The organism is Butyrivibrio sp. INlla18 (assembly GCF_900103635.1).
Taxonomy (GTDB): Bacteria; Bacillota; Clostridia; order Lachnospirales; family Lachnospiraceae; genus Butyrivibrio.
In genome coordinates this window covers 1-19459 of the sequence record NZ_FMXK01000005.1, presented here as the reverse complement: position 1 = coordinate 19459, position 19459 = coordinate 1, and the positions used below count along the sequence as shown (strand labels likewise).

The window sequence follows — 19459 nt, the reverse complement described above, 5'->3', positions numbered from 1 at the left end:
ATGAGCGTATTAAAAAATGGAGAACTGTGGCTTGATACAGAGGGAAATCCTATTCATGCCCACGGAGGATATATTATTTCTTTTAACGGATATTACTATTGGTACGGTGAGGACAGGAGAGATAACAAGTATGTCAGCTGCTACCGCTCAACAAACCTCACAGATTGGGAATTTAGAAATCATGTGCTTACTACTGATTCCAAGATGGAAGGGTACAGAGTAAGAACAAAGATGATGCTTGCGAATGAAGATGGAAGCAAGGTTAATCTTGAAAGACCAAAGGTTCTTTATAATGAAAAGACAGGAAAATTTGTCCTTTGGGTACATTTCGAAAATGGAAAAAACTATCATGATGCAGCAATAGGAATAGCAAGTTGTGATACACCTGATGGAGACTTTACATATCATGGACACTTTAATCCATATGGATATATGTCCAGAGACTGCACATTGTTTAAAGATGATGATGGCTCGGCTTACTTTATTTCAGCAGCCAGAGACAATGCAGACCTTCATGTGTACAGATTGTCAGAGGATTATATGAATGTTGAAAGTCTTGTTCATAAGTTATGGCAAGGCGAATACAGAGAAGCTCCAGCAGTTATGAAGATGAATGGAAAATACTATATGCTCTCATCCTTCTGCACAGGATGGGCACCTAATCAGTGCAAGTACGCTGTGGCAGATTCTATAGAGGGTAGATGGAGAGACCTGATGGAAATCGGAGATGAGACAACTTATCAGAGCCAGGCGGCATTTATCTTGGAAAAGAATGGAAAATTCTACTACGTTGGTGATAGATGGGGCGGAGATGGAGCAAAGTATTTTGAGTCTTCATACGTTGTTTACCCACTAGAACTTAACGGTGAAAAGCTCGATATGAAATATGTAGATGAGATCAATCTTTGATCAATAAAAAACCTTAATTGCAGCTATCCAATACTGCAATTAAGGTTTTTATTTGTTTAAGATCAGATAGAATACTTGTCTATCTCTTTGATCTCTTCTTCTGTAAATACTGTATTCTCAATAGCTTTGACGTTATCAAGGATCTGTGATGGCTTGGATGCACCGATGATTACTGAAGTGATGTAGTCATCCTTGAGGTTCCATGCCAGTGCCATCTCTGCAAGAGTCTGGCCACGTCTCTTAGCAATTTCGTTGAGAGCCCTAATGCATTCAAGTTTGTGATCATCAAGCTGACTTTCCTTGAGGAAACGACCGTCTGTGCGGATTCTGCTGTCCTCTGGAATGCCGTTTAGGTATCTGTCTGTCAAAAGCCCCTGTTCAAGAGGTGAGAAGCAGATGATTCCCTTTCCAAGTTCTTTTGCCTTTTCTTTGAGACCATTCTTTTCAATAGTTCTATCAAAAATATTGTAGCGGTTCTGATTGATGATAAATGGAGTCTTTAGCTCTTTTAATATGGCAGTTGCCTTCTCGAGAGTAGGACCGTCATAGTTAGAAATACCAACATAAAGAGCCTTACCGCTTCTAACTATCTGATCAAGAGCTTCCATAGTCTCCTCAAGTGGAGTGTTAGGGTCCATTCTGTGATGATAGAAGATATCAACGTATTCAATCCCCATTCTCTTAAGGGACTGATCAAGACTGGATATAAGGTATTTGCGGCTACCCCAGTCTCCATAAGGGCCGGGCCACATGTAGTAACCAGCCTTGGTAGAAATGATCATCTCATCGCGGTAAGGAGCAAGCTCCTCTCTTAGGATCTTGCCAAAGTTTATCTCTGCGGCGCCTTCTGATGGGCCGTAGTTATTAGCAAGGTCAAAATGTGTGATCCCGTTATCGAAAGCTGTAAAGCACATAGCTTTCATGTTCTCATAGTCGCTATTGTCACCAAAGTTGTGCCAAAGGCCCAGAGAAACTGCTGGAAGCAGAAGACCGCTTTGGCCGCATCTGTTGTATTTCATAGTGTCATATCTTTTGCTGTTTGCGGTATACATAATAGCCCTCCAAAAAGAAATTTCTTTCCAATATTTTACATTGTTATGCTACTAGAATAAAGCAAAAAAATATATCAAAAAAATAGTGAAAAAATTCATGACGGACGAGGTCTGTTGTGATATAATCCATATGGCGATTTTGAGAAAATCGTAAAATCATTTTAATCTTTTTTGAAAATCAAATATGGAGGAGAGACATGGGAGAGAAAAGACAGGCTATTTATGACGCCACAACGTTGGGCAAGCCAAAAATGGCGCTTCTAGGATTGCAGCATATGTTTGCAATGTTCGGAGCAACTATTTTAGTTCCAATTTTGGTCAACGGCTATTTTAACGGGGAAGGACTTTCAGTCCAAGTAACACTATTTTTTGCAGGTGTTGGTACACTTCTATTTCATCTATTTTCTAAGTTCAAGGTTCCCGCATTTCTGGGTTCATCATTCGCATTCCTTGGTGGTTTTGCCACTGTTGCTAATTTAAATACTGGTAAATATGCAGACATGACTTATGGAGAGAAGCTTCCATATGCGTGCGGCGGTATTGTTGTTGCTGGACTTTTATATCTGGTTCTTGCAGTTATCATCAAGCTTGTAGGTGTCAAGAAGGTTATGCACTTCCTTCCACCAGTAGTAACTGGACCTATCATCATCTGCATAGGCCTTTCACTTGCACCATCAGCAGTTTCTAATGCATCTGCTAACTGGCCACTTGCTATCGTAGCACTTGCTGTTGTTATCGGATTTAACATCTGGGGCAAAGGAATGTTCAAGATCATTCCTATCCTCATGGGCGTAGTTATTTCTTATGTAGTAGCACTCTTTATGAATGCTGCAGGCATCACAAATGTAGATGGATCTCCAATTCTTAACTTTGCACCAGTTGCAGAGGCAAGTTGGGTAGGACTTCCTCCTTTCGTTATTGCTAAGTTCGATATCACTGCTATTCTTGTTATGGCTCCTATCGCTATTGCAACAATGATGGAGCACGTTGGAGATATTTCAGCTATCTCAGCTACAACAGGCAAGAACTTCATCGAAGATCCAGGTCTTCACAGAACACTCTTCGGAGATGGTCTTGCAACAGCTTTTGCTGGACTCTTTGGTGGTCCTGCAAACACAACATACGGCGAGAACACAGGTGTTCTCGAGCTTTCAAAGGTTTATGATCCTAAGGTGGTAGAGATTGCAGCTGTATATGCGATCGTAGTAAGCTTCATTCCTAAGGTTGCCGATGTTATCGGAACAATGCCAACAGCTATCATAGGTGGTATCAGCTTTGTGCTCTACGGAATGATCTCAGCTATCGGTGTTAGAAACGTAGTTGAGAATAAGGTAGACTTCACAAAGTCAAGAAACCTCATTGTTGCAGCTGTAATCCTTGTTTCAGGTCTTGGCTTTTCAGATGGTATCACATTTACAATCGGAAACACACCTGTAACTCTTACATCACTTGCAATTGCAGCTCTTCTTGGTATCATCCTCAATGCAGTTCTTCCTGGAAATGATTACAACTTCGGTGAGAACCACAAGGGCGACATCAACAGAGGCGTAAGCTTCAACAACCACGAGGCAGTTTGATCGCTTCTATATAATAGGTAAAAGAAATAAGGCAGTTCCTAGGATTTAGGAGCTGCCTTATTTTACATGATTTGGGAAATAGCTACAGCTTTTTTGCAGAGTATAAGGTTTATCCAAGTATTAGTTGCATGTAATATGAATTTAATAGTACAATGTTACAGAAATTTTAACAAAGAGGTGGAAATATGAAAAAGTTTGGTAAAATCTTGTGCGTTCTGCTTGCAGTTACATGCCTTGCAGGATGCGGATCAAGCTCATCAAAAGAGCCAGTAGCACCTGATACAGAATTTCAGGGCGGAAGAAATTCTAATGTAGAAGATACTAAGGAAGAAGTTAGTGTAGAAGAGACTACAGAAGATGTTACTACAGAGGCGACTTCAGAAGAAGTAGCAGAAGATACGCAGTCTGAAGATGGCCTTTCATTAGAAAGTGATGGAACAAGCACTGTTAACAGCACAACTATTGATGGCACAGCTTATTATCTTACAGATGGAGCAATGAAAGCTCTTGATAGTCTTGAGACAGATTATCACAAGATCAAATGGGGAGTTGTTTATTCTCCTGATGGAATGGATGGCTTTGTAATCTCTATCGCTCCTTACATGGATGGTGATACAGTTCGTCTACTTATTGCTTTCACAAACCTTTATAATGAAGAGGTCTTTGTAAATGCTAGAGGAGATGCTCTGGACGCAAATGGAAACAAGATCGGCAGTGTAAGTGGCTATGAGCTTACAATTGGTTCTGGTAACTCAGTTCTTTACGATGTTGAGTGTAAGGGAACTCCTACAGGTGAGATCCACTGGGATACCATCGAGGTAAAAGAGGCAAGAAGAGAGTATGTGCCTTGGGAAGGCGATTGGCAAATTGGAACAGATGCAAGCGGTAACTATGCTGTTCAGTGGAGTCTTACAGGTGACAAAAACATGGAATTAGGCTTTGTAAGGCTTATCGCTGTAGATGCTAACGGATATATCTGTGGATGTGCACAGGGATATGGCGGAGATCCAGCAACAAGCTTTTCTGGAACAGAAGACTTCTATTCAGGAATGAGCGGAACTCCTGCAGATCTTGCAATGTTCGCTAATCCATTCTTTAAAGAGTGATCTTTATTTTATGTGAGAATTTAGGTATCAGGATTTTGGTAAAAAGATTTATCGAAATCCTGATATTTTTTTGTAAAAACATGTTGATTATTGATTTTACATATGCTATGATGTTAAATGGTCTTTTTAGGAAAAGGGGTAATTATGCCCTTTTTCAGGCATTATTCTGTTACCATGCAGGAAAGGAGAAACAATGAAAGTTAGGTCTTCTGTTAAGCCTATGTGCGAGAAGTGCAAGGTTATTAAGAGAAAGGGCGTTATCAGAGTAATCTGTGACAACCCTAAGCACAAACAGAGACAGGGATAATTCGAGCCGTTTCGGATTACTTTTTGATACCAATGTGTATTGGAAAGATCGGATTATACTTTGTCCGATTGGGTCGATGAAATGTGACCCCAATCAAACAAGTAACATAAGTGAGATAGGAAATCTTTGATTTCCGTGATCGAACTTAGTTCTGGCGAAGGCTGAAAGCCTGAGAGCAGAACTTCATTATTAATCATTTTTACATTATGGAGGAATTAGAATGGCTCGTATTGCAGGTGTAGATTTACCTAGAGATAAGCGAGTAGAGATCGGTTTGACATATATCTACGGTATCGGTAGAACAAGCTCAAACAAGATTCTTGAAGCAGCAAAAGTAAATCCGGACACACGTGTTCGTGATCTTACAGATGAAGAAGTAAAGAGAATTGCCGAGATTATCGGTAATGACTACGATGTAGAAGGTGACCTCAGAAGAGAAGTTGCTATGAACATCAAGAGACTCACAGAGATCGGATGTTTCAGAGGAATGCGTCATAGAAGAGGACTTCCTTGCCGTGGTCAGAGAACTAAGACAAATGCAAGAACAAGAAAAGGACCAAAGAGAACAATCGCTAATAAGAAGAAGTAATTCTTTCCGCTAAGCTATTGGGACCAATTGAATCTGGCATGGCAGGTTCAGACAGTAACTATATTAAAAGTAATAATAGGAAGAAAGTAGGTTAGTTTAAAATGGCAAATCAGAAATCAGCAGTAGCTGCAAAGAAGGCAGCTGCTAAGAAACGTGTCAAGAAAAACGTTGAACACGGACAGGCACACATCCAGTCATCTTTCAATAACACAATCGTTACATTGACAGATGCTGCAGGTAACGCTCTTAGCTGGGCAAGTGCTGGCGGTCTGGGATTTAAGGGTTCAAGGAAATCTACTCCTTATGCTGCACAGGTAGCTGCAGAGACAGCAACTAAGGCTGCACTTATTCACGGCCTTAAGACTGTTGATGTATTCGTTAAGGGACCAGGATCAGGAAGAGAAGCTGCAATCAGAGCTCTTGCTGCAAGTGGCCTTACAGTTACATCTATCACAGACGTAACACCTGTACCACATAACGGATGCAGACCACCTAAGCGTCGTAGAGTTTGAGCGATAGTAGGGACGAAAATTCATAAATTTGCCTGCTTGCATGGCAAGATTTATGTATTTGCGGACCATAACGTACATGAGAAAGTAGCATGATAATGCGGATTTCGAATGGACGTAGGATTGCGAAAACATGGTGAAGCAATCCGTAATATCGCGATATGTTGCGAGTTACATGTGCAAATATAATTTTCAATTTAACTCGTTGGACGAAGGTGCAAATGCTGAACAGTTTTCAGCAAACATTGTAAACAACATCAGAATGAAATTTATCTGATAAAAATGAAAGGAGCCAAAAAATGGCAGTAAACAGAGTTCCAGTATTAAAGAGATGCAGATCACTTGATTTGGATCCAACATTCCTTGGATATGACAAGAAGTCAAAGAGAACATCAGCTAGAGCTGGTAAGAAGATGAGCGAGTACGGACTTCAGCTCCGTGAGAAGCAGAAGGCTAAGTTCATCTACGGCGTTCTTGAGAAGCCTTTCAGAAACTACTATGAGAGAGCAGACAGAATGAAGGGTCAGACAGGTGCAAACCTTATGACAATTCTTGAGTCAAGACTTGACAACGTAGTATTCAGAATGGGATTCGCTAGAACAAGAAGAGAAGCTAGACAGATCGTTCTTCACAAGTTCATCACAGTTAATGGAAAGGCAATCAACGTTCCTTCATACCTTATCAAGGCTGGCGATGTAGTAGAAGTTAAAGAAGCAGCTAAGAATATCCAGAGATTTAAGGATATCGCTGAGATCACAGCAGGTAGACTTGTTCCTGAATGGCTTGATGTTAACAAGGATGGCCTTAAGGGTACAATCAAGGAACTTCCATCAAGAGAAGTTATCGACGTACCAGTAGACGAAATGCTTATCGTCGAGTTGTATTCTAAATAATGATATAATTAACTTGTTAACAAACCACTTAAGGAGGGTATATCAGTGTTTGATTTTGAAAGACCAAATATTGAAGTTGCTGAAATCTCAGATGATAAGAAATATGGTAAATTCGTAGTTGAGCCTCTTGAGAGAGGTTACGGTATTACACTGGGCAATTCCCTTCGCAGGATTATGCTCTCTTCATTACCTGGTGCAGCAGTAAGCCAGGTTAAGATTGAAGGCGTTCTGCATGAGTTCAGTTCAATTCCTGGTGTTAAGGAAGATGTAACTGAGATCATTATGAATATCAAGAATCTTTCTATTAAGAATTCTTCTGACACAAATGAGCCAAAGACAGCTTATATCGAGTTCAATGGCGAAGGTGTTGTTAGAGCTTCTGATATTCAGGTAGATCAGGATATCGAGATCATGAATCCTGATCAGGTAATCGCTACACTTTCTGGAAAGGATGCTAAGCTCTACATGGAGCTTACTATCACAAAGGGAAGAGGTTACGTAAGCTCAGACAAGAATAAGTCAAACGATCTCCCAATCGGAGTTATCGCTATCGATTCTATCTACACACCTGTAGAGAGAGTAAACGTAACTGTTGAGAATACTCGTGTAGGTCAGGTTACTGATTTTGATAAGCTTACACTTGATGTTCACACAAACGGAACACTTGCTCCAGACGAGGCTGTAAGCCTTGCAGCAAAGGTTCTTTCAGAGCATCTTAGCCTGTTCATTGATCTTTCAGAAAATGCCAAGACTGCAGAAGTTATGGTAGAGAAGGAAGATGATGAGAAGGGCAAGGTTCTTGAGATGTCTATTGATGAGCTTGAACTTTCAGTTCGTTCATTCAACTGCCTCAAGAGAGCTGGAATCAACACAGTTCAGGAACTTGCAAACAAGACTCCTGACGACATGATGAAGGTTCGTAACCTCGGCCGTAAGTCACTTGAGGAAGTTCTTGCAAAGCTTGACGAGCTTGGACTTTCACTCAGAGCAGATGGCGAATAAGTAATATCTTTAAATGAATATCCGCGGAGGGTAAATCCGATGTGTACCGATGCGGATTCTCATAGTAATTATTAACAGCATTTGGAGAGTAAGTCCGATGGGCATTTCCTTATGTTAACATGCAGGGGAAACCTGCTGATGAGAAAGGAATTAAAATCATGGCAATGTACAGAAAGCTTGGAAAAGCAACAAAACCTAGAAGAGCACTTCTTCGTAACCAGGTAACAGCACTTCTTTACAACGGAAAGATCGTTACTACAGAGGCAAGAGCAAAGGAAATCAAGAAGATCGTAGAGCCTATGATCACTCTTGCAGCTAAGGAGAAGGACAACTACGAGACACTTACAGTAGATTGCAAGGTTCCTGAGAAGGACAAAGATGGCAAGAGAGTAAAGGAAGTAGTTGACGGCAAGAAGGTTACTAAGTATACAACTGTTAAGAAGGAAATCAAGAAGGATATGCCTTCACGTATGCACGCAAGAAGACAGCTTCTTAAGACTCTTTACCCAGTTCTTGATGTTCCACAGGAGAACAAGGGCAAGAAGAGAAACACAAAGGAAGTTGACCTTGTAGCAAAGCTTTTCGATGAGTACGGTCCTAAGTATGCAGATCGTAAGGGTGGTTACACTCGTATGATCAAGATCGGCCAGAGAAAAGGCGATGCAGCTATGATGGTTGTACTTGAGTTAGTTTAATTCTGACTTTACTTAAAGGGATGAGCAAATGCTCATCCCTTTTTTTCTGGCTTCACGGACGCAATAGTGGGAAATGAAAGTATTCTTCACTTGGTATTTTTCTCAGTGATACATAAGACAATATAAAAGCCTGAACTGATAAGTTTCACCTTGTTCAAAGCACTTATCAGTTCAGGCATATATATTGCCATGTATCATCTTCAAAAAATAAATCGTTCAGAATACTTTCATTTCCTCACTATAGCTGGCTGTGGAGTCAATAAATATGGATTTGTTGCATGATATATCTATATAGTAGAAGCAATTATTAAAGCACTAAATTATATGCTAATAGTTTGTTTCTAGGATAATTTAGATGATGAGAACTTTTGATGTGAGCATGTCTAATTGGCATAAATTGAAAAAAGACATGCTAATTTTGGATATGTCTAGAAATATTGGCATGACTAAATAGAAGAAACTAGAAAAAGACATGCCGGATTTGAATAAACAAGTAAAAAATGGCATGCCTATTGCGGAAAAAACAACAAAAGACATGCCCAAGTTTAAACATTATCCTATTTTCTTTTCAAAATGCTGATAATCCTTAACTGAGTTCCAGTTGCCGCCCCAGGTAAAGCCATGCTCTTTAAAGAGCTTATAGGCGAGATCATTTTCATCAATCTTATAAGGGAAGGAAGCATTTCTGTCAGCGTAGGCTTCACTGCCTTCAGGAGAGATGTTAGTGCTTCCATCTTTGTTATAGGTGATATAAGGGTTATAGAAGGGGTTAAGGTCAATTGCAAGTCCCTTAGCGTGGTTTGAAAGTCTTGTGGTTCCTTCTACTACTCTGTAGTTAAAGCAAGATGTGTTATTAGCAAGCATCGATGCTGTATCGTCACCGTCAAATTCATCTATGAGCTTGATACTTTCAATCTGATATCTGTTATCGTAAAGCTCTGAGAATATCTCTAGGATGTCCTGCGCAATAGCTTTATTGCAGATCATCTCGCCGCTTTGAGTGTTTCCATCAAAATCAACATATAAGAGACTGACATATCTAAGGTCATCAAGGGAAATTGTACAGTCTACGGGATAAGATACACCGGAGATACGCTTGAATACATCATTTGAAATCGGTTCATAATAGAAGCCATCTACATAGGTCACTCGCTCAGTTGAGACTGCTGCAAGATCATTTGCGTCCTTGTTAGATGATACAGAAGAACTGGCATCCTCTGATGAACCTGAATTTGAAGTAGTAGCTGTCCCAGAAACCGATGATTCTACCGTAGCAGAAGCTGTGCCCCCTGCTGTGTCAGGATTATTTGATGCGTACTGCTCAAGCGTTTCGCCACCTGCTAGTAGTCTTGCCGCAACGGCACATATTATGATAACTGCCCCCAATAGAGCAAAATCTTTAAAATACTTTTTATTCATGATCATTCCCCGAAAATATTGATATATTAACGATAACATAAATTTAGCATAAGTGCAGAAGATATTATACCTACGGCGCTCATATGTGGTATACTGAATCGGAATGATTAGAGGTAAAACATATGATTCGTACAGATAAACTTGTATTTGAATATATTAGAAGAGACGAAGAAGGTAATGTTGAAGGAATCACAAGAGCGGTTGATGATGTCAATCTTGATGTGAAGCCTGGCCAGTTCATTGCTATTCTGGGTCATAACGGCTCAGGCAAGTCTACTCTTGCCAAGCATTTCAATGCCCTTTTATACCCTACAGAAGGACATGTTTTTGTAGATGGCATGGATACTGAAGATGATTCGCATCTTTGGGATATCAGGCAGGAAGCAGGTATGATCTTCCAGAACCCTGACAACCAGATAATCGGTCAGGTTGTTGAGGAGGATGTTGGATTTGGCCCAGAGAATATGGGCGTTCCAACCAAGGAAATATGGGATAGAGTAGAAGAGAGTCTCAAGGCAGTCAATATGCTCAGCTTCAGAAAGTCTTCGCCTAATCATTTATCAGGTGGTCAGAAGCAGAGAGTCTCTATTGCAGGAGTTATTGCTATGCATCCTAAGTGCATCATCATGGATGAACCTACAGCTATGCTTGATCCTAATGGTAGAAAAGACGTCATCAGAGCTGCTAGAGCGCTGAATGATGTTGAGGGCATCACGGTTATCCTGATCACTCATTACATGGAAGAGGTTATCCATGCAGATAAGGTCTTTGTTATGGACAAGGGCCATATCGAGATGCAGGGCACACCTAGAGAGATCTTTTCACAGGTTGATAGGTTAAAAGAGCTAAGACTTGGCGTTCCACAGGTGACACTCCTGGCGCATGAGCTCAAAAAGAGCGGACTTCCACTTCCAGATGGAATCCTCACAAGAGAAGAATTTGTAGAAGAACTTAAAAAGCTTAAGAAATAAAGCTTTGGAGAATAGAAATGTCAATCATACTTGATCATGTCAATTACATATATGATGAAGATACAGCAATGGCCCATGCTGCCCTTATCGATGTCAATCTTGAGATACCAAAGGGGCAGTTTATAGGCCTTATTGGACATACAGGATCTGGAAAGTCTACACTTATCCAGCATATGAACGGCCTTGTTAAGCCAACAAGCGGAAATGTTTATTTTGAGGGCAAGGATATAAATGATCCTGATTTTAACAAAAAAGAGCTAAGAGCCAAGGTGGGACTTGTTTTCCAGTATCCTGAGCATCAGCTTTTTGAAACAGACTGCTTTAAAGATGTTTGCTTTGGACCAAAGAACCTTGGACTTCCACAAAAGGAAGTTGAACTCAGAGCATATGAGGCTTTGAAACAAGTTGGCTTTGATGATGACTATTTTTACCAGTCTCCATTTGATCTTTCAGGTGGTCAAAAAAGACGTGTGGCAATAGCGGGTGTTCTAGCTATGAAGCCAGAAGTTTTGATCCTTGATGAGCCTACAGCAGGTCTTGACCCTAAAGGACGAGAAGATATCCTCAATCTTATCGCATCTCTTCATAGAGAAATGGGCATTACTATCATATTGGTAAGCCATAGTATGGATGATGTAGCCGATTATGTTCAGAGGATCATCGTTATGAATAAGGGCAGAGTTGCCTTTGATAATGAGCCAAAAGAGGTGTTCAAGCACTACAAAGAGCTTGAGGAGATTGGACTTGCTGCACCTCAGGTTACATACGTTATGCAGGAATTATCTGCTGCAGGATTTAATGTTGATCCTGGAGCTACTACTTTGGAAGAAGCCAAGAACGAGATCCTCAAATGCTTTGGGATCTAACGAAGGATAAATAGATATGCTAAGAGACATTACATTAGGACAATATTATAGGACTGATTCAGTTATACACAGGCTTGATCCAAGGGTTAAGCTAGCTACAACTTTTATTTTTATCATATCTCTTTTTGTAGTTAACAATTTCGTTGGATATTTGCTGGCGACTCTGTTTTTGGTAATGTGTATCAAGCTTTCAAATGTGCCTCCTAAGTTCATTTTTAGGGGCATGAAGACTATTTTCTTTTTGCTACTTATTACTATGGTCTTCAACCTCTTTTTGACACCAGGTAGGGCAATTTTTACTCTTTGGAAAATATCGATCACTTATGAAGGTCTTTTCCTTGCAATTAAGATGGCATTTAGGTTGATACTGCTTATTTCTGGTTCATCTATCATGACACTTACTACAACGCCCAATAACCTTACTGATGGCCTTGAAAGTCTTTTAAAGCCACTTAAGATATTCCACGTGCCAGTTCATGAGATATCAATGATGATGTCCATTGCACTTAGATTTATACCAATTTTGTTAGAAGAAACTGACAAGATCATGAAGGCACAGATGGCCAGATGTGCAGATTTTGAGAGCGGATCATTGATAAATAGGGCAAAGAGCTTAGTTCCACTTTTGGTGCCTCTTTTCATATCTGCATTTAGAAGGGCCCTGGAGCTTGCTATGGCTATGGAAGCCAGATGTTATCGCGGCGGCGAAGGCAGAACCAAGATGAAACCACTTATCTATCAGAACAGAGATAGGATAGCTTATGCTGTAGTATTTGGATACTTTGTCCTTGCGATAGTTGTTGGAAGAATTATTTTTTGATCATTTATAAGGAGCGCAGCGTTGGCTGAAAAGAAACGAGTAATGCTGGTAGTCTCTTATGATGGAACAGCCTACAATGGATGGGCTTTCCAAAAGAGCACCCACAACACAATTGAAGAGATGCTTGCCAGAGCAGTTCATGGACTTACAGGCGAAGATGTAGAGATTATCGGTGCAAGCCGCACAGATGCTGGGGTTCATGCCTATGGCAATATAGCAGTTTTTGATACCTTCTCCACAATTCCAGGAGACAGGTTCTCCTATGCTTTGAATCATATATTGCCAGAAGATATCTGTGTTGTAGAATCCAGAGAAGTTCACAAGGATTTTCATCCAAGACACTGTGATACGCTTAAAACCTATGAATATCGAGTTCTAAATACCAAAATGCCAGTTCCAACAAGACGTTTTTATACATATCATTTCAGTATGCCCTTAGATATTGACAAGATGAATGAGGCAGCCAAGCTTCTTGAGGGAGAGCATGATTTTACAAGCTTTTGCAATGTGGAATCTCAGGCTCTTAGCCATGTCAGAACTATCAAGGAAGTAAATGTAAAGCGCCATTGGGATGAAGTTATCATAAGTGTCACTGGTAACGGATTTCTCTATAATATGGTCAGGATCATTGCAGGAACTCTTTTGCAGATAGGAAGGGGAAAAGGCCAGCCTTCTGACATAACCGCGATGCTTGAAAAGAAGGATAGGAGCGCAGCAGGACCAACAGCTCCAGCTCAAGGGCTATTCCTTATTAAATATAAGTTCCTTGATGGAATTCCAGGCCCATCAGATACGTAATTTTTTGATGATTTTTTATTGACAAATTCGGTAAAAAAGTCATATAATATCTTACTGTGTGACAAAGTTTATTCTATAACTATGCCCACATGAATTATTAGTACATGACATGTTGATGTCCCGGTAAGCTTCAATATGTTCATATATTTACTGATTGGATCAGGTGAAGGGTTCATTCAGAGGTAACAAATATTTAAAATGCACCTAGTTTTGCTATGTGCCGAATTATTTGGAGGAAACATAATGAAAACTTATATGCCTAGTGCAACTACAGTTGAGAAGAAGTGGTATGTAGTTGATGCTACAGATATGACACTTGGACGTCTTGCTTCTAACGTTGCAAACGTACTTAGAGGAAAGAACAAGCCTATTTACACACCTAACATCGACACAGGTGATTATGTAATCGTTATCAATGCAGAGAAGATTAAGGTTTCTGGTAAGAAGCTTGATCAGAAGATGTATTGGCACCACACAGATTATGTTGGACATCACAAAGAGTTCTCACTTCGTCAGATGCTTAATGATAAGCCTGAGAGAGTTATCGAGCATGCTGTAAAGGGAATGCTTCCAAAGGGATCTCTTGGTAGAGAGATGTACACAAAGCTTCACGTATATGCTGGTTCAGAGCATCCACATGCAGCTCAGAAGCCTGAAGTATTAACATTTTAATCTGGTAAGTGAAGGAGAATAATAAAATGGCAAAGTCAGCTAATTATTACGGAACAGGTAGAAGAAAGAAGTCAGTTGCAAGAGTATACCTTAAATCCGGAAATGGTAATATTACAATCAACAAGAGACCTATCGATGAGTATTTCGGACTTGAGACACTCAAGGTTATCGTTAGACAGCCTCTCGTAGCTACAGAGACAACAGATAAGTTTGACGTAGTTGTTACTGTAAGAGGTGGCGGCACAACAGGTCAGGCTGGTGCAATCAGACACGGTATTTCAAGAGCACTTCTTCAGGCTGATTCAGATGAATACAGACCAACACTTAAGAAGGCTGGATACCTTACAAGAGATCCTCGTATGAAGGAAAGAAAGAAGTACGGCTTAAAGAAAGCTCGTCGTGCTCCACAGTTCTCAAAGAGATAATCACTGCTTCGGCAGATTTCAAAAGACTCGGTACAATGTACCGGGTCTTTTTTGTATGCCGAAAGCCTTCAAAACATTCTAATCTTAATAGGAATAATCTAAGACCTGAGAGATGAATAACTGATAGTGCAATAGGCAGGGGCGTGAAAACGCCCTTGTTTTATGTGGGTACATTGGATAGAATAAGGAATAGTGGTTATAAATTCAATCATACCAAAGAAGTAATGATTATATTACAGTTTTAATGACGAAAGAAGAAAGAGAGATTTTTATGGAAAAGTATATGCCCACGTAATTGCCATGTAGTTGTTTATAACGGCTATGTGGTTTTTTTATATTATAAATTGGTTGACAAATAAAACTAATGATTTTATCATTTAAATTTATAGGAGGGCATTCGATGGATAAGGTAAAACTATTTCGAGAAAGTACCAGAGAATTAGAACGTAATCTTGAGAAGCTAAACAGTTCTGATTGCTGTCAATGTAACGTTAATACATCTCAATGCTTTCTGCTTGTTGAAATAGGCAGAAAACCTGGAATATGTGTAAAGGAACTTGCTGAACTTCTTAAGATGGATAAAAGTGCTGTAAGCAGATCTGTAGAAGAGCTTGTTCAAAAAGGATATGTTTTGCGAGAACCTTCAACAAGGGATCGCAGGTGCGTAGTGCTTAATCTGACTGATGAAGGAATGGCAAGATTCAATACAATAGAAAAAGATATGAATATGAAGTTTAAGAGAGTTTTTTCTATGATTCCAAAGGAAAAGCAGAGTCAGGTTTTAGAGGCATTAAATATTTATAATGATGCGATAAAAAAATCGGAGGTGGAATGCTGTGATTAGAGAAATGAGAGATGAAGACTGGGGGACAGTAGCAGAGATTTACAAGCAGGGATTAGAAGAGGGAACATCTACTTTTAATACAGAGTGTCCTAGTTTTGCTGAGTGGAATGAAGGACATTTAAGGAATTGCAGGTTTGTTTTTGAGGAAGAAGGGAAGGTAGTAGGCTGGATTGCGCTTAGTCCTACTTCAAGTAGATGCGCATATAAAGGCTGCGTTGAAATGAGTGTATATGTTGATAGAAACTATAGAGGTCATGGGATAGGAACAGCTTTGGTAAATACGATTATCCGAGAAGCTGAGAAAGATGGATATTGGAGCATATATTCTGCAATATTTTCAATTAATAAAGCAAGTATAGCCTTACACAAAAAATGTGGTTTCAGGGAAATTGGCTATAGGGAAAGAATAGCTAAAGATCGATTTGGAAAATGGCAGAACACAACTCTTATGGAGTACAGAGCTTCATAATTAGTTTATAGGAGCAGCTCTTTCTATTATTGATGGTACAGGACCACTTTCTGAGGATCACACATGTGGAGATCACATGGCACTTACTTGAAATGATACATTGACAGACATCTATGTATATGTTACTATTAACACATAGACGAATATCAATGTAAGGAGGAGATTATGGCTAAATTAGACGAAGTATTGGTATGCAAGGCTCTTGGTGATCCCAACAGAATGGAAATCGTTAAGATGCTTTCTGATCAGGAGAAGTGCGGGTGTAAGCTTCTTGAAAAGTTTGATATTACACAGCCGACTCTTTCCCATCACATGAAGATACTGGTGGATTCGGGTCTGGTTAACGACAGAAAAGAAGGCAAGTGGCACTACTATTCAATAAACACTGACATTATGAAAGAATTCTGTGGATTTATTAAAACTCTCTGTAATGAAACCACCGGCAAATGCTGTAAGGAGAAAGTATGATGTGGGACTTTATTCAAACACAGATCCTGGGGATGAAGTGGCTGAACATTTTGATCGGAGAACTCCTGTCTGCATTAGGATTGGATATAGATAGCAGGATTGGCTCCGGTATACATTTTTTTATCTATGATGATATAAAGATCACGATACTTCTTTGTTTGCTGATCTTTGTGATCTCATATATCCAGAGTTTCTTTCCGCCGGAGCGTAGCAGGAAGATAATGGGCAGATTTCACGGAATCGGAGCAAATATCGTAGGAGCCTTGCTTGGAACCGTGACACCATTCTGCTCGTGCTCATCCATCCCGATATTTATGGGATTTACGAGTGCCGGATTACCGCTTGGAGTAACATTCTCTTTTTTGATCTCATCACCGATGGTGGATCTGGGGAGCCTCGTACTGCTTATGAGCATCTTTGGGGCAAGGATAGCCATCGTTTATGTTGTGATGGGACTTATGATCGCTGTTGCAGGTGGTACATTGATTGAGAGACTTCATATGGAAGATCAGGTCGCGGATTTTATCAGGAATGCAAACAGCAGCGTTGAAATAGAAACTCCGAGCCTCCCTGTTAAAGAGCGTTTAATATACGCAAAGGACCAAGTAGTATCTACATTTAAGAAAGTGTTTCCATACATTCTGATAGGAGTCGGGATAGGGGCTGTGATACATAACTGGATTCCGGAAAGCTGGATCAGGGCAGTGCTTGGGGGAAGAAATCCCTTTGGAGTGATACTTGCAACAATCCTGGGTATTCCGATGTATGCTGATATCTTTGGTGTGATCCCTATAGCCGAGGCACTCCTGTCCAAGGGCGCTTTGCTTGGTACGATCTTAAGCTTTATGATGGCAGTGACTACACTCAGTCTTCCGTCGCTCATTATGCTGAAGAAAGCTATCAAGCCAAAACTGTTAGGAACATTTATAGCCATCTGTACAGTGGGTATCATCATTGTCGGGTATGTTTTCAACTTATTTCAATATTTATTCATCTGAAGGAGGATATGGTCATGAATATCAAGGTATTAGGCGGAGGATGCAAAAGCTGTGAGGCTCTCCTTGCATCTGCAAAAGAAGCAGTAGCGAAAAAAGGGATCGATGCGGAGATAGAGTATATCACGGATATGGAAAAAATCATGGGTTTTGGAGTGATGAGTATGCCGGCTCTTATGATCGACGGAAAAGTTGTTTCAGCCGGAAAGGTTCTTAAGGCTAAGGAAGTTGAAAAATTCTTATAGGAGATGTCAGGGATATGGAGGAGAATATTATGCTTTTTGAAACGAAAGAGTGTACTAGTCCTGATATTGTGAAAGAGCTTTTCGTTGAGTATTCGCATATCAAAGGGGCAGAAAGCTGTTTTGTTTCCTTTGATAAGGAATTGAATGATCTGCTTGGGTATTATTCAGGTGGAGCGATAATAGTAGGATATGAAGAAGATAAACCCATTGCCTGTGTTGCCATAAAGAAAATAAGCGACGAAACCTGTGAAGGAAAGCGTCTGTTTATCAGACCGGAATACAGAGGAAAAGGATATGCAAGGATAATGCTCAAAGCAATGACGGATAAGGCTTTTGAACTTGGGTTTAAGGAATTGATTTTCACAACGAAACCGGAAGTTATGAGAATTGGATATAGCCTATATAAACGTTTGGGATACGAGGAATTATCAGAGGAAAATGGTATTGTATCAATGAGGATAGATCTTAGCAAGGAATATCCGTATGGGTGATTACTAATTGTCTTTGGAGATAATATGGAAAGAGAACTGTTTATAAGGGACGCTGATCCCGAAGATGCTAAAAAACTGGTGGAGATATATTCATATTATGTTCTGAATACCGCTGTTTCTTTTGAATATGAAGCTCCGTCAGTTGAAGAATTTAAAAACAGGATTAAGACAACAAAAGAAAAATATCCATATATGGTGTGCTTATTAAAAGACAGGATCGTCGGCTATGCGTATGCGGGACCATATAGTTCTAGAGAAGCTTATAGCTGGACAGCAACAACATCTATCTATGTTGATAAGGATTATCGCAGACAGGGTATCGGTTCGTTGTTGTACAAAGAGCTGGAAAAAAGGCTTAAAGAACAGGACATAGTCAACCTGCTTGCAGGAGCCGCCTATAGTGATGAAGAGGATGAATATCTCACACATGACAGCTATAAGTTTCATATACGATCGGGATATACAAAAGTAGCTCACATGCAGACTATAGGTAAGAAATTTGACAGATGGTATGATCTGTTATGGATGCAGAAAAAACTATAGTAAGCGGAGTCAAGATCTATGACACACAAAGAAAAAGCAATGAAAATATTTTATGAAAAATTCAATTGCTCGCAGGCAGTTCTTGGAGCATACACGGATGATTATGGGCTGACGGTAGATCAGGCTATGAAAGTGGCAGCATGTTTTAGCGGGGGCGTGAGAAAAGGTGAAGTGTGTGGTGCTGTATCCGGGGCAATCATGGTGATCGGGTTGAAATACGGAGACGGCCCCGACTATAAAACAACTGCTTACCCCAAGGCTGCTGAGTTTATGGACAGATTCAAAGAAAAAGAATGCTTCATATGTCTGTAGAGATATACTTGGCTGTGACATATCCTCCGAAGAATTTGATAGTTTTGATGACAAGGCTTTGATTGTGGAACTGTTGAATGGTATGTATGCTGAACTTCCGGAGAAGAAACCAAAGAAAGCAAAATGAGACAGAAAACTTCTTAATTATCAGGATGGATGGTGGAACGTTATATAGTAACGTGAACAATCGGTGTAAGACCAAACAAAAAAACAGACTTCATATATCCTAAATCTGTCCTTTTGTTTGGGCTTCAGACCGATTTTCATCAGAGTGAACTAAGTCGCGTCCGGGTGGCTGTGGAATTTCAATCTGCCACCATTTATACAAATCTTATCATTGTTTCCGGCTAAAAGACATCAGCCATTCTCAAATACAGTCTTTATTCCACGCAAAATAAGCCTTCGTGAAAAGGCTTGTCTATCGATATGAGATTCACTTACTCAACAAAGCATATATCTGCCGTCCATGCGAAAAGTGATGA

25 protein-coding genes are annotated in these 19459 nt (G+C 40.0%); 23 read left to right on the top strand and 2 right to left on the bottom strand.

Annotated features, from left to right (window positions below; all coding sequences use genetic code 11):
* Complete coding sequence (locus BLS24_RS02865) at positions 1 to 909, top strand: family 43 glycosylhydrolase (protein ID WP_091755989.1); 909 nt, start codon at positions 1 to 3, stop codon at positions 907 to 909.
* A gap of 62 nt (positions 910 to 971) precedes the next feature.
* On the opposite strand, the gene BLS24_RS02860 is transcribed toward BLS24_RS02865, so the two are convergent.
* Complete coding sequence (locus tag BLS24_RS02860; RefSeq protein WP_091755987.1) at positions 972 to 1961, bottom strand: aldo/keto reductase; 990 nt, start codon at positions 1959 to 1961, stop codon at positions 972 to 974.
* Between the two features lie 197 nt (positions 1962 to 2158).
* Between BLS24_RS02860 and BLS24_RS02855 the strand changes: the two genes are divergently transcribed.
* From BLS24_RS02855 to rplQ, 8 genes are all read left to right on the top strand, one after another.
* On the top strand, positions 2159 to 3538 hold the full coding sequence (locus BLS24_RS02855) for a uracil-xanthine permease family protein (RefSeq protein ID WP_091755985.1): 1380 nt from the start codon (positions 2159 to 2161) through the stop codon (positions 3536 to 3538).
* Between the two features lie 185 nt (positions 3539 to 3723).
* Positions 3724 to 4644 carry a hypothetical protein gene (locus BLS24_RS02850; RefSeq protein ID WP_091755983.1) on the top strand — a complete coding sequence of 307 codons (921 nt, stop codon included), beginning with the start codon at positions 3724 to 3726 and terminating at the stop codon, positions 4642 to 4644.
* Positions 4645 to 4837: 193 nt separating this feature from the next.
* Positions 4838 to 4951: a 50S ribosomal protein L36 gene (gene rpmJ / locus BLS24_RS02845; protein WP_013280022.1), complete on the top strand. Its 114-nt coding sequence runs from the start codon at positions 4838 to 4840 to the stop codon at positions 4949 to 4951.
* Between the two features lie 220 nt (positions 4952 to 5171).
* The gene (rpsM, locus tag BLS24_RS02840; protein ID WP_071176703.1) at positions 5172 to 5540 is read left to right on the top strand and encodes a 30S ribosomal protein S13; all 369 of its coding nucleotides are present in this window, start codon (positions 5172 to 5174) and stop codon (positions 5538 to 5540) included.
* 101 nt (positions 5541 to 5641) lie between these two features.
* Entirely contained in the window at positions 5642 to 6052 is a 411-nt protein-coding gene (rpsK, locus tag BLS24_RS02835; protein WP_071176702.1) for a 30S ribosomal protein S11, read from the top strand.
* A gap of 296 nt (positions 6053 to 6348) precedes the next feature.
* Positions 6349 to 6942 (top strand): 30S ribosomal protein S4, encoded by a 594-nt coding sequence (gene rpsD, locus BLS24_RS02830; RefSeq protein ID WP_071176701.1) that lies wholly within the window; start codon positions 6349 to 6351, stop codon positions 6940 to 6942.
* Positions 6943 to 6987: 45 nt separating this feature from the next.
* A complete protein-coding gene (locus tag BLS24_RS02825) occupies positions 6988 to 7944 on the top strand; it encodes a DNA-directed RNA polymerase subunit alpha (RefSeq protein ID WP_091755981.1) in 957 nt (318 codons plus the stop codon).
* A 158-nt stretch (positions 7945 to 8102) separates the two neighbouring features.
* A complete protein-coding gene (gene rplQ / locus BLS24_RS02820) occupies positions 8103 to 8639 on the top strand; it encodes a 50S ribosomal protein L17 (protein WP_091756381.1) in 537 nt (178 codons plus the stop codon).
* Between the two features lie 552 nt (positions 8640 to 9191).
* On the opposite strand, the gene BLS24_RS02815 is transcribed toward rplQ, so the two are convergent.
* Positions 9192 to 10058, bottom strand: coding sequence for a M15 family metallopeptidase (locus tag BLS24_RS02815; RefSeq protein WP_091755978.1), 867 nt, complete (start codon positions 10056 to 10058; stop codon positions 9192 to 9194).
* 122 nt (positions 10059 to 10180) lie between these two features.
* Here BLS24_RS02815 and BLS24_RS02810 point away from each other — a divergent pair, with 122 nt between their 5' ends.
* From BLS24_RS02810 to BLS24_RS02745, 14 genes are all read left to right on the top strand, one after another.
* The gene (locus BLS24_RS02810) at positions 10181 to 11029 is read left to right on the top strand and encodes an energy-coupling factor transporter ATPase (protein ID WP_071176698.1); all 849 of its coding nucleotides are present in this window, start codon (positions 10181 to 10183) and stop codon (positions 11027 to 11029) included.
* 17 nt (positions 11030 to 11046) lie between these two features.
* On the top strand, positions 11047 to 11895 hold the full coding sequence (locus tag BLS24_RS02805) for an energy-coupling factor transporter ATPase (RefSeq protein ID WP_091755976.1): 849 nt from the start codon (positions 11047 to 11049) through the stop codon (positions 11893 to 11895).
* Between the two features lie 16 nt (positions 11896 to 11911).
* Positions 11912 to 12715 (top strand): energy-coupling factor transporter transmembrane component T family protein, encoded by an 804-nt coding sequence (locus BLS24_RS02800; RefSeq protein ID WP_091755974.1) that lies wholly within the window; start codon positions 11912 to 11914, stop codon positions 12713 to 12715.
* Positions 12716 to 12757: 42 nt separating this feature from the next.
* Positions 12758 to 13513 (top strand): tRNA pseudouridine(38-40) synthase TruA, encoded by a 756-nt coding sequence (gene truA / locus BLS24_RS02795; protein WP_091756379.1) that lies wholly within the window; start codon positions 12758 to 12760, stop codon positions 13511 to 13513.
* Positions 13514 to 13756: 243 nt separating this feature from the next.
* Positions 13757 to 14185 carry a 50S ribosomal protein L13 gene (gene rplM / locus BLS24_RS02790; RefSeq protein ID WP_022772976.1) on the top strand — a complete coding sequence of 143 codons (429 nt, stop codon included), beginning with the start codon at positions 13757 to 13759 and terminating at the stop codon, positions 14183 to 14185.
* 26 nt (positions 14186 to 14211) lie between these two features.
* On the top strand, positions 14212 to 14610 hold the full coding sequence (gene rpsI, locus BLS24_RS02785; protein ID WP_071176694.1) for a 30S ribosomal protein S9: 399 nt from the start codon (positions 14212 to 14214) through the stop codon (positions 14608 to 14610).
* A gap of 400 nt (positions 14611 to 15010) precedes the next feature.
* Complete coding sequence (locus BLS24_RS02780) at positions 15011 to 15454, top strand: MarR family winged helix-turn-helix transcriptional regulator (RefSeq protein WP_176764312.1); 444 nt, start codon at positions 15011 to 15013, stop codon at positions 15452 to 15454.
* A complete protein-coding gene (locus BLS24_RS02775; RefSeq protein ID WP_242872216.1) occupies positions 15447 to 15923 on the top strand; it encodes a GNAT family N-acetyltransferase in 477 nt (158 codons plus the stop codon). The genes BLS24_RS02780 and BLS24_RS02775 overlap by 8 nt, the downstream gene beginning before the upstream one ends.
* A 165-nt stretch (positions 15924 to 16088) precedes the next feature.
* Positions 16089 to 16391 carry an ArsR/SmtB family transcription factor gene (locus tag BLS24_RS02770; RefSeq protein ID WP_091755970.1) on the top strand — a complete coding sequence of 101 codons (303 nt, stop codon included), beginning with the start codon at positions 16089 to 16091 and terminating at the stop codon, positions 16389 to 16391.
* Complete coding sequence (locus BLS24_RS02765) at positions 16388 to 17389, top strand: permease (protein WP_330388174.1); 1002 nt, start codon at positions 16388 to 16390, stop codon at positions 17387 to 17389. The genes BLS24_RS02770 and BLS24_RS02765 overlap by 4 nt, the downstream gene beginning before the upstream one ends.
* Before the next feature lie 14 nt (positions 17390 to 17403).
* Positions 17404 to 17631: a thioredoxin family protein gene (locus BLS24_RS02760; protein WP_026499327.1), complete on the top strand. Its 228-nt coding sequence runs from the start codon at positions 17404 to 17406 to the stop codon at positions 17629 to 17631.
* Positions 17632 to 17645: 14 nt separating this feature from the next.
* The gene (locus BLS24_RS02755) at positions 17646 to 18122 is read left to right on the top strand and encodes a GNAT family N-acetyltransferase (protein ID WP_091755966.1); all 477 of its coding nucleotides are present in this window, start codon (positions 17646 to 17648) and stop codon (positions 18120 to 18122) included.
* 24 nt (positions 18123 to 18146) lie between these two features.
* Positions 18147 to 18665, top strand: a complete 519-nt coding sequence (locus BLS24_RS02750) for a GNAT family N-acetyltransferase (protein ID WP_091755964.1) — start codon at positions 18147 to 18149, stop codon at positions 18663 to 18665.
* A gap of 18 nt (positions 18666 to 18683) precedes the next feature.
* Positions 18684 to 18977: a C-GCAxxG-C-C family protein gene (locus BLS24_RS02745; protein WP_091755962.1), complete on the top strand. Its 294-nt coding sequence runs from the start codon at positions 18684 to 18686 to the stop codon at positions 18975 to 18977.
* Positions 18978 to 19459 lie beyond the last annotated feature (482 nt).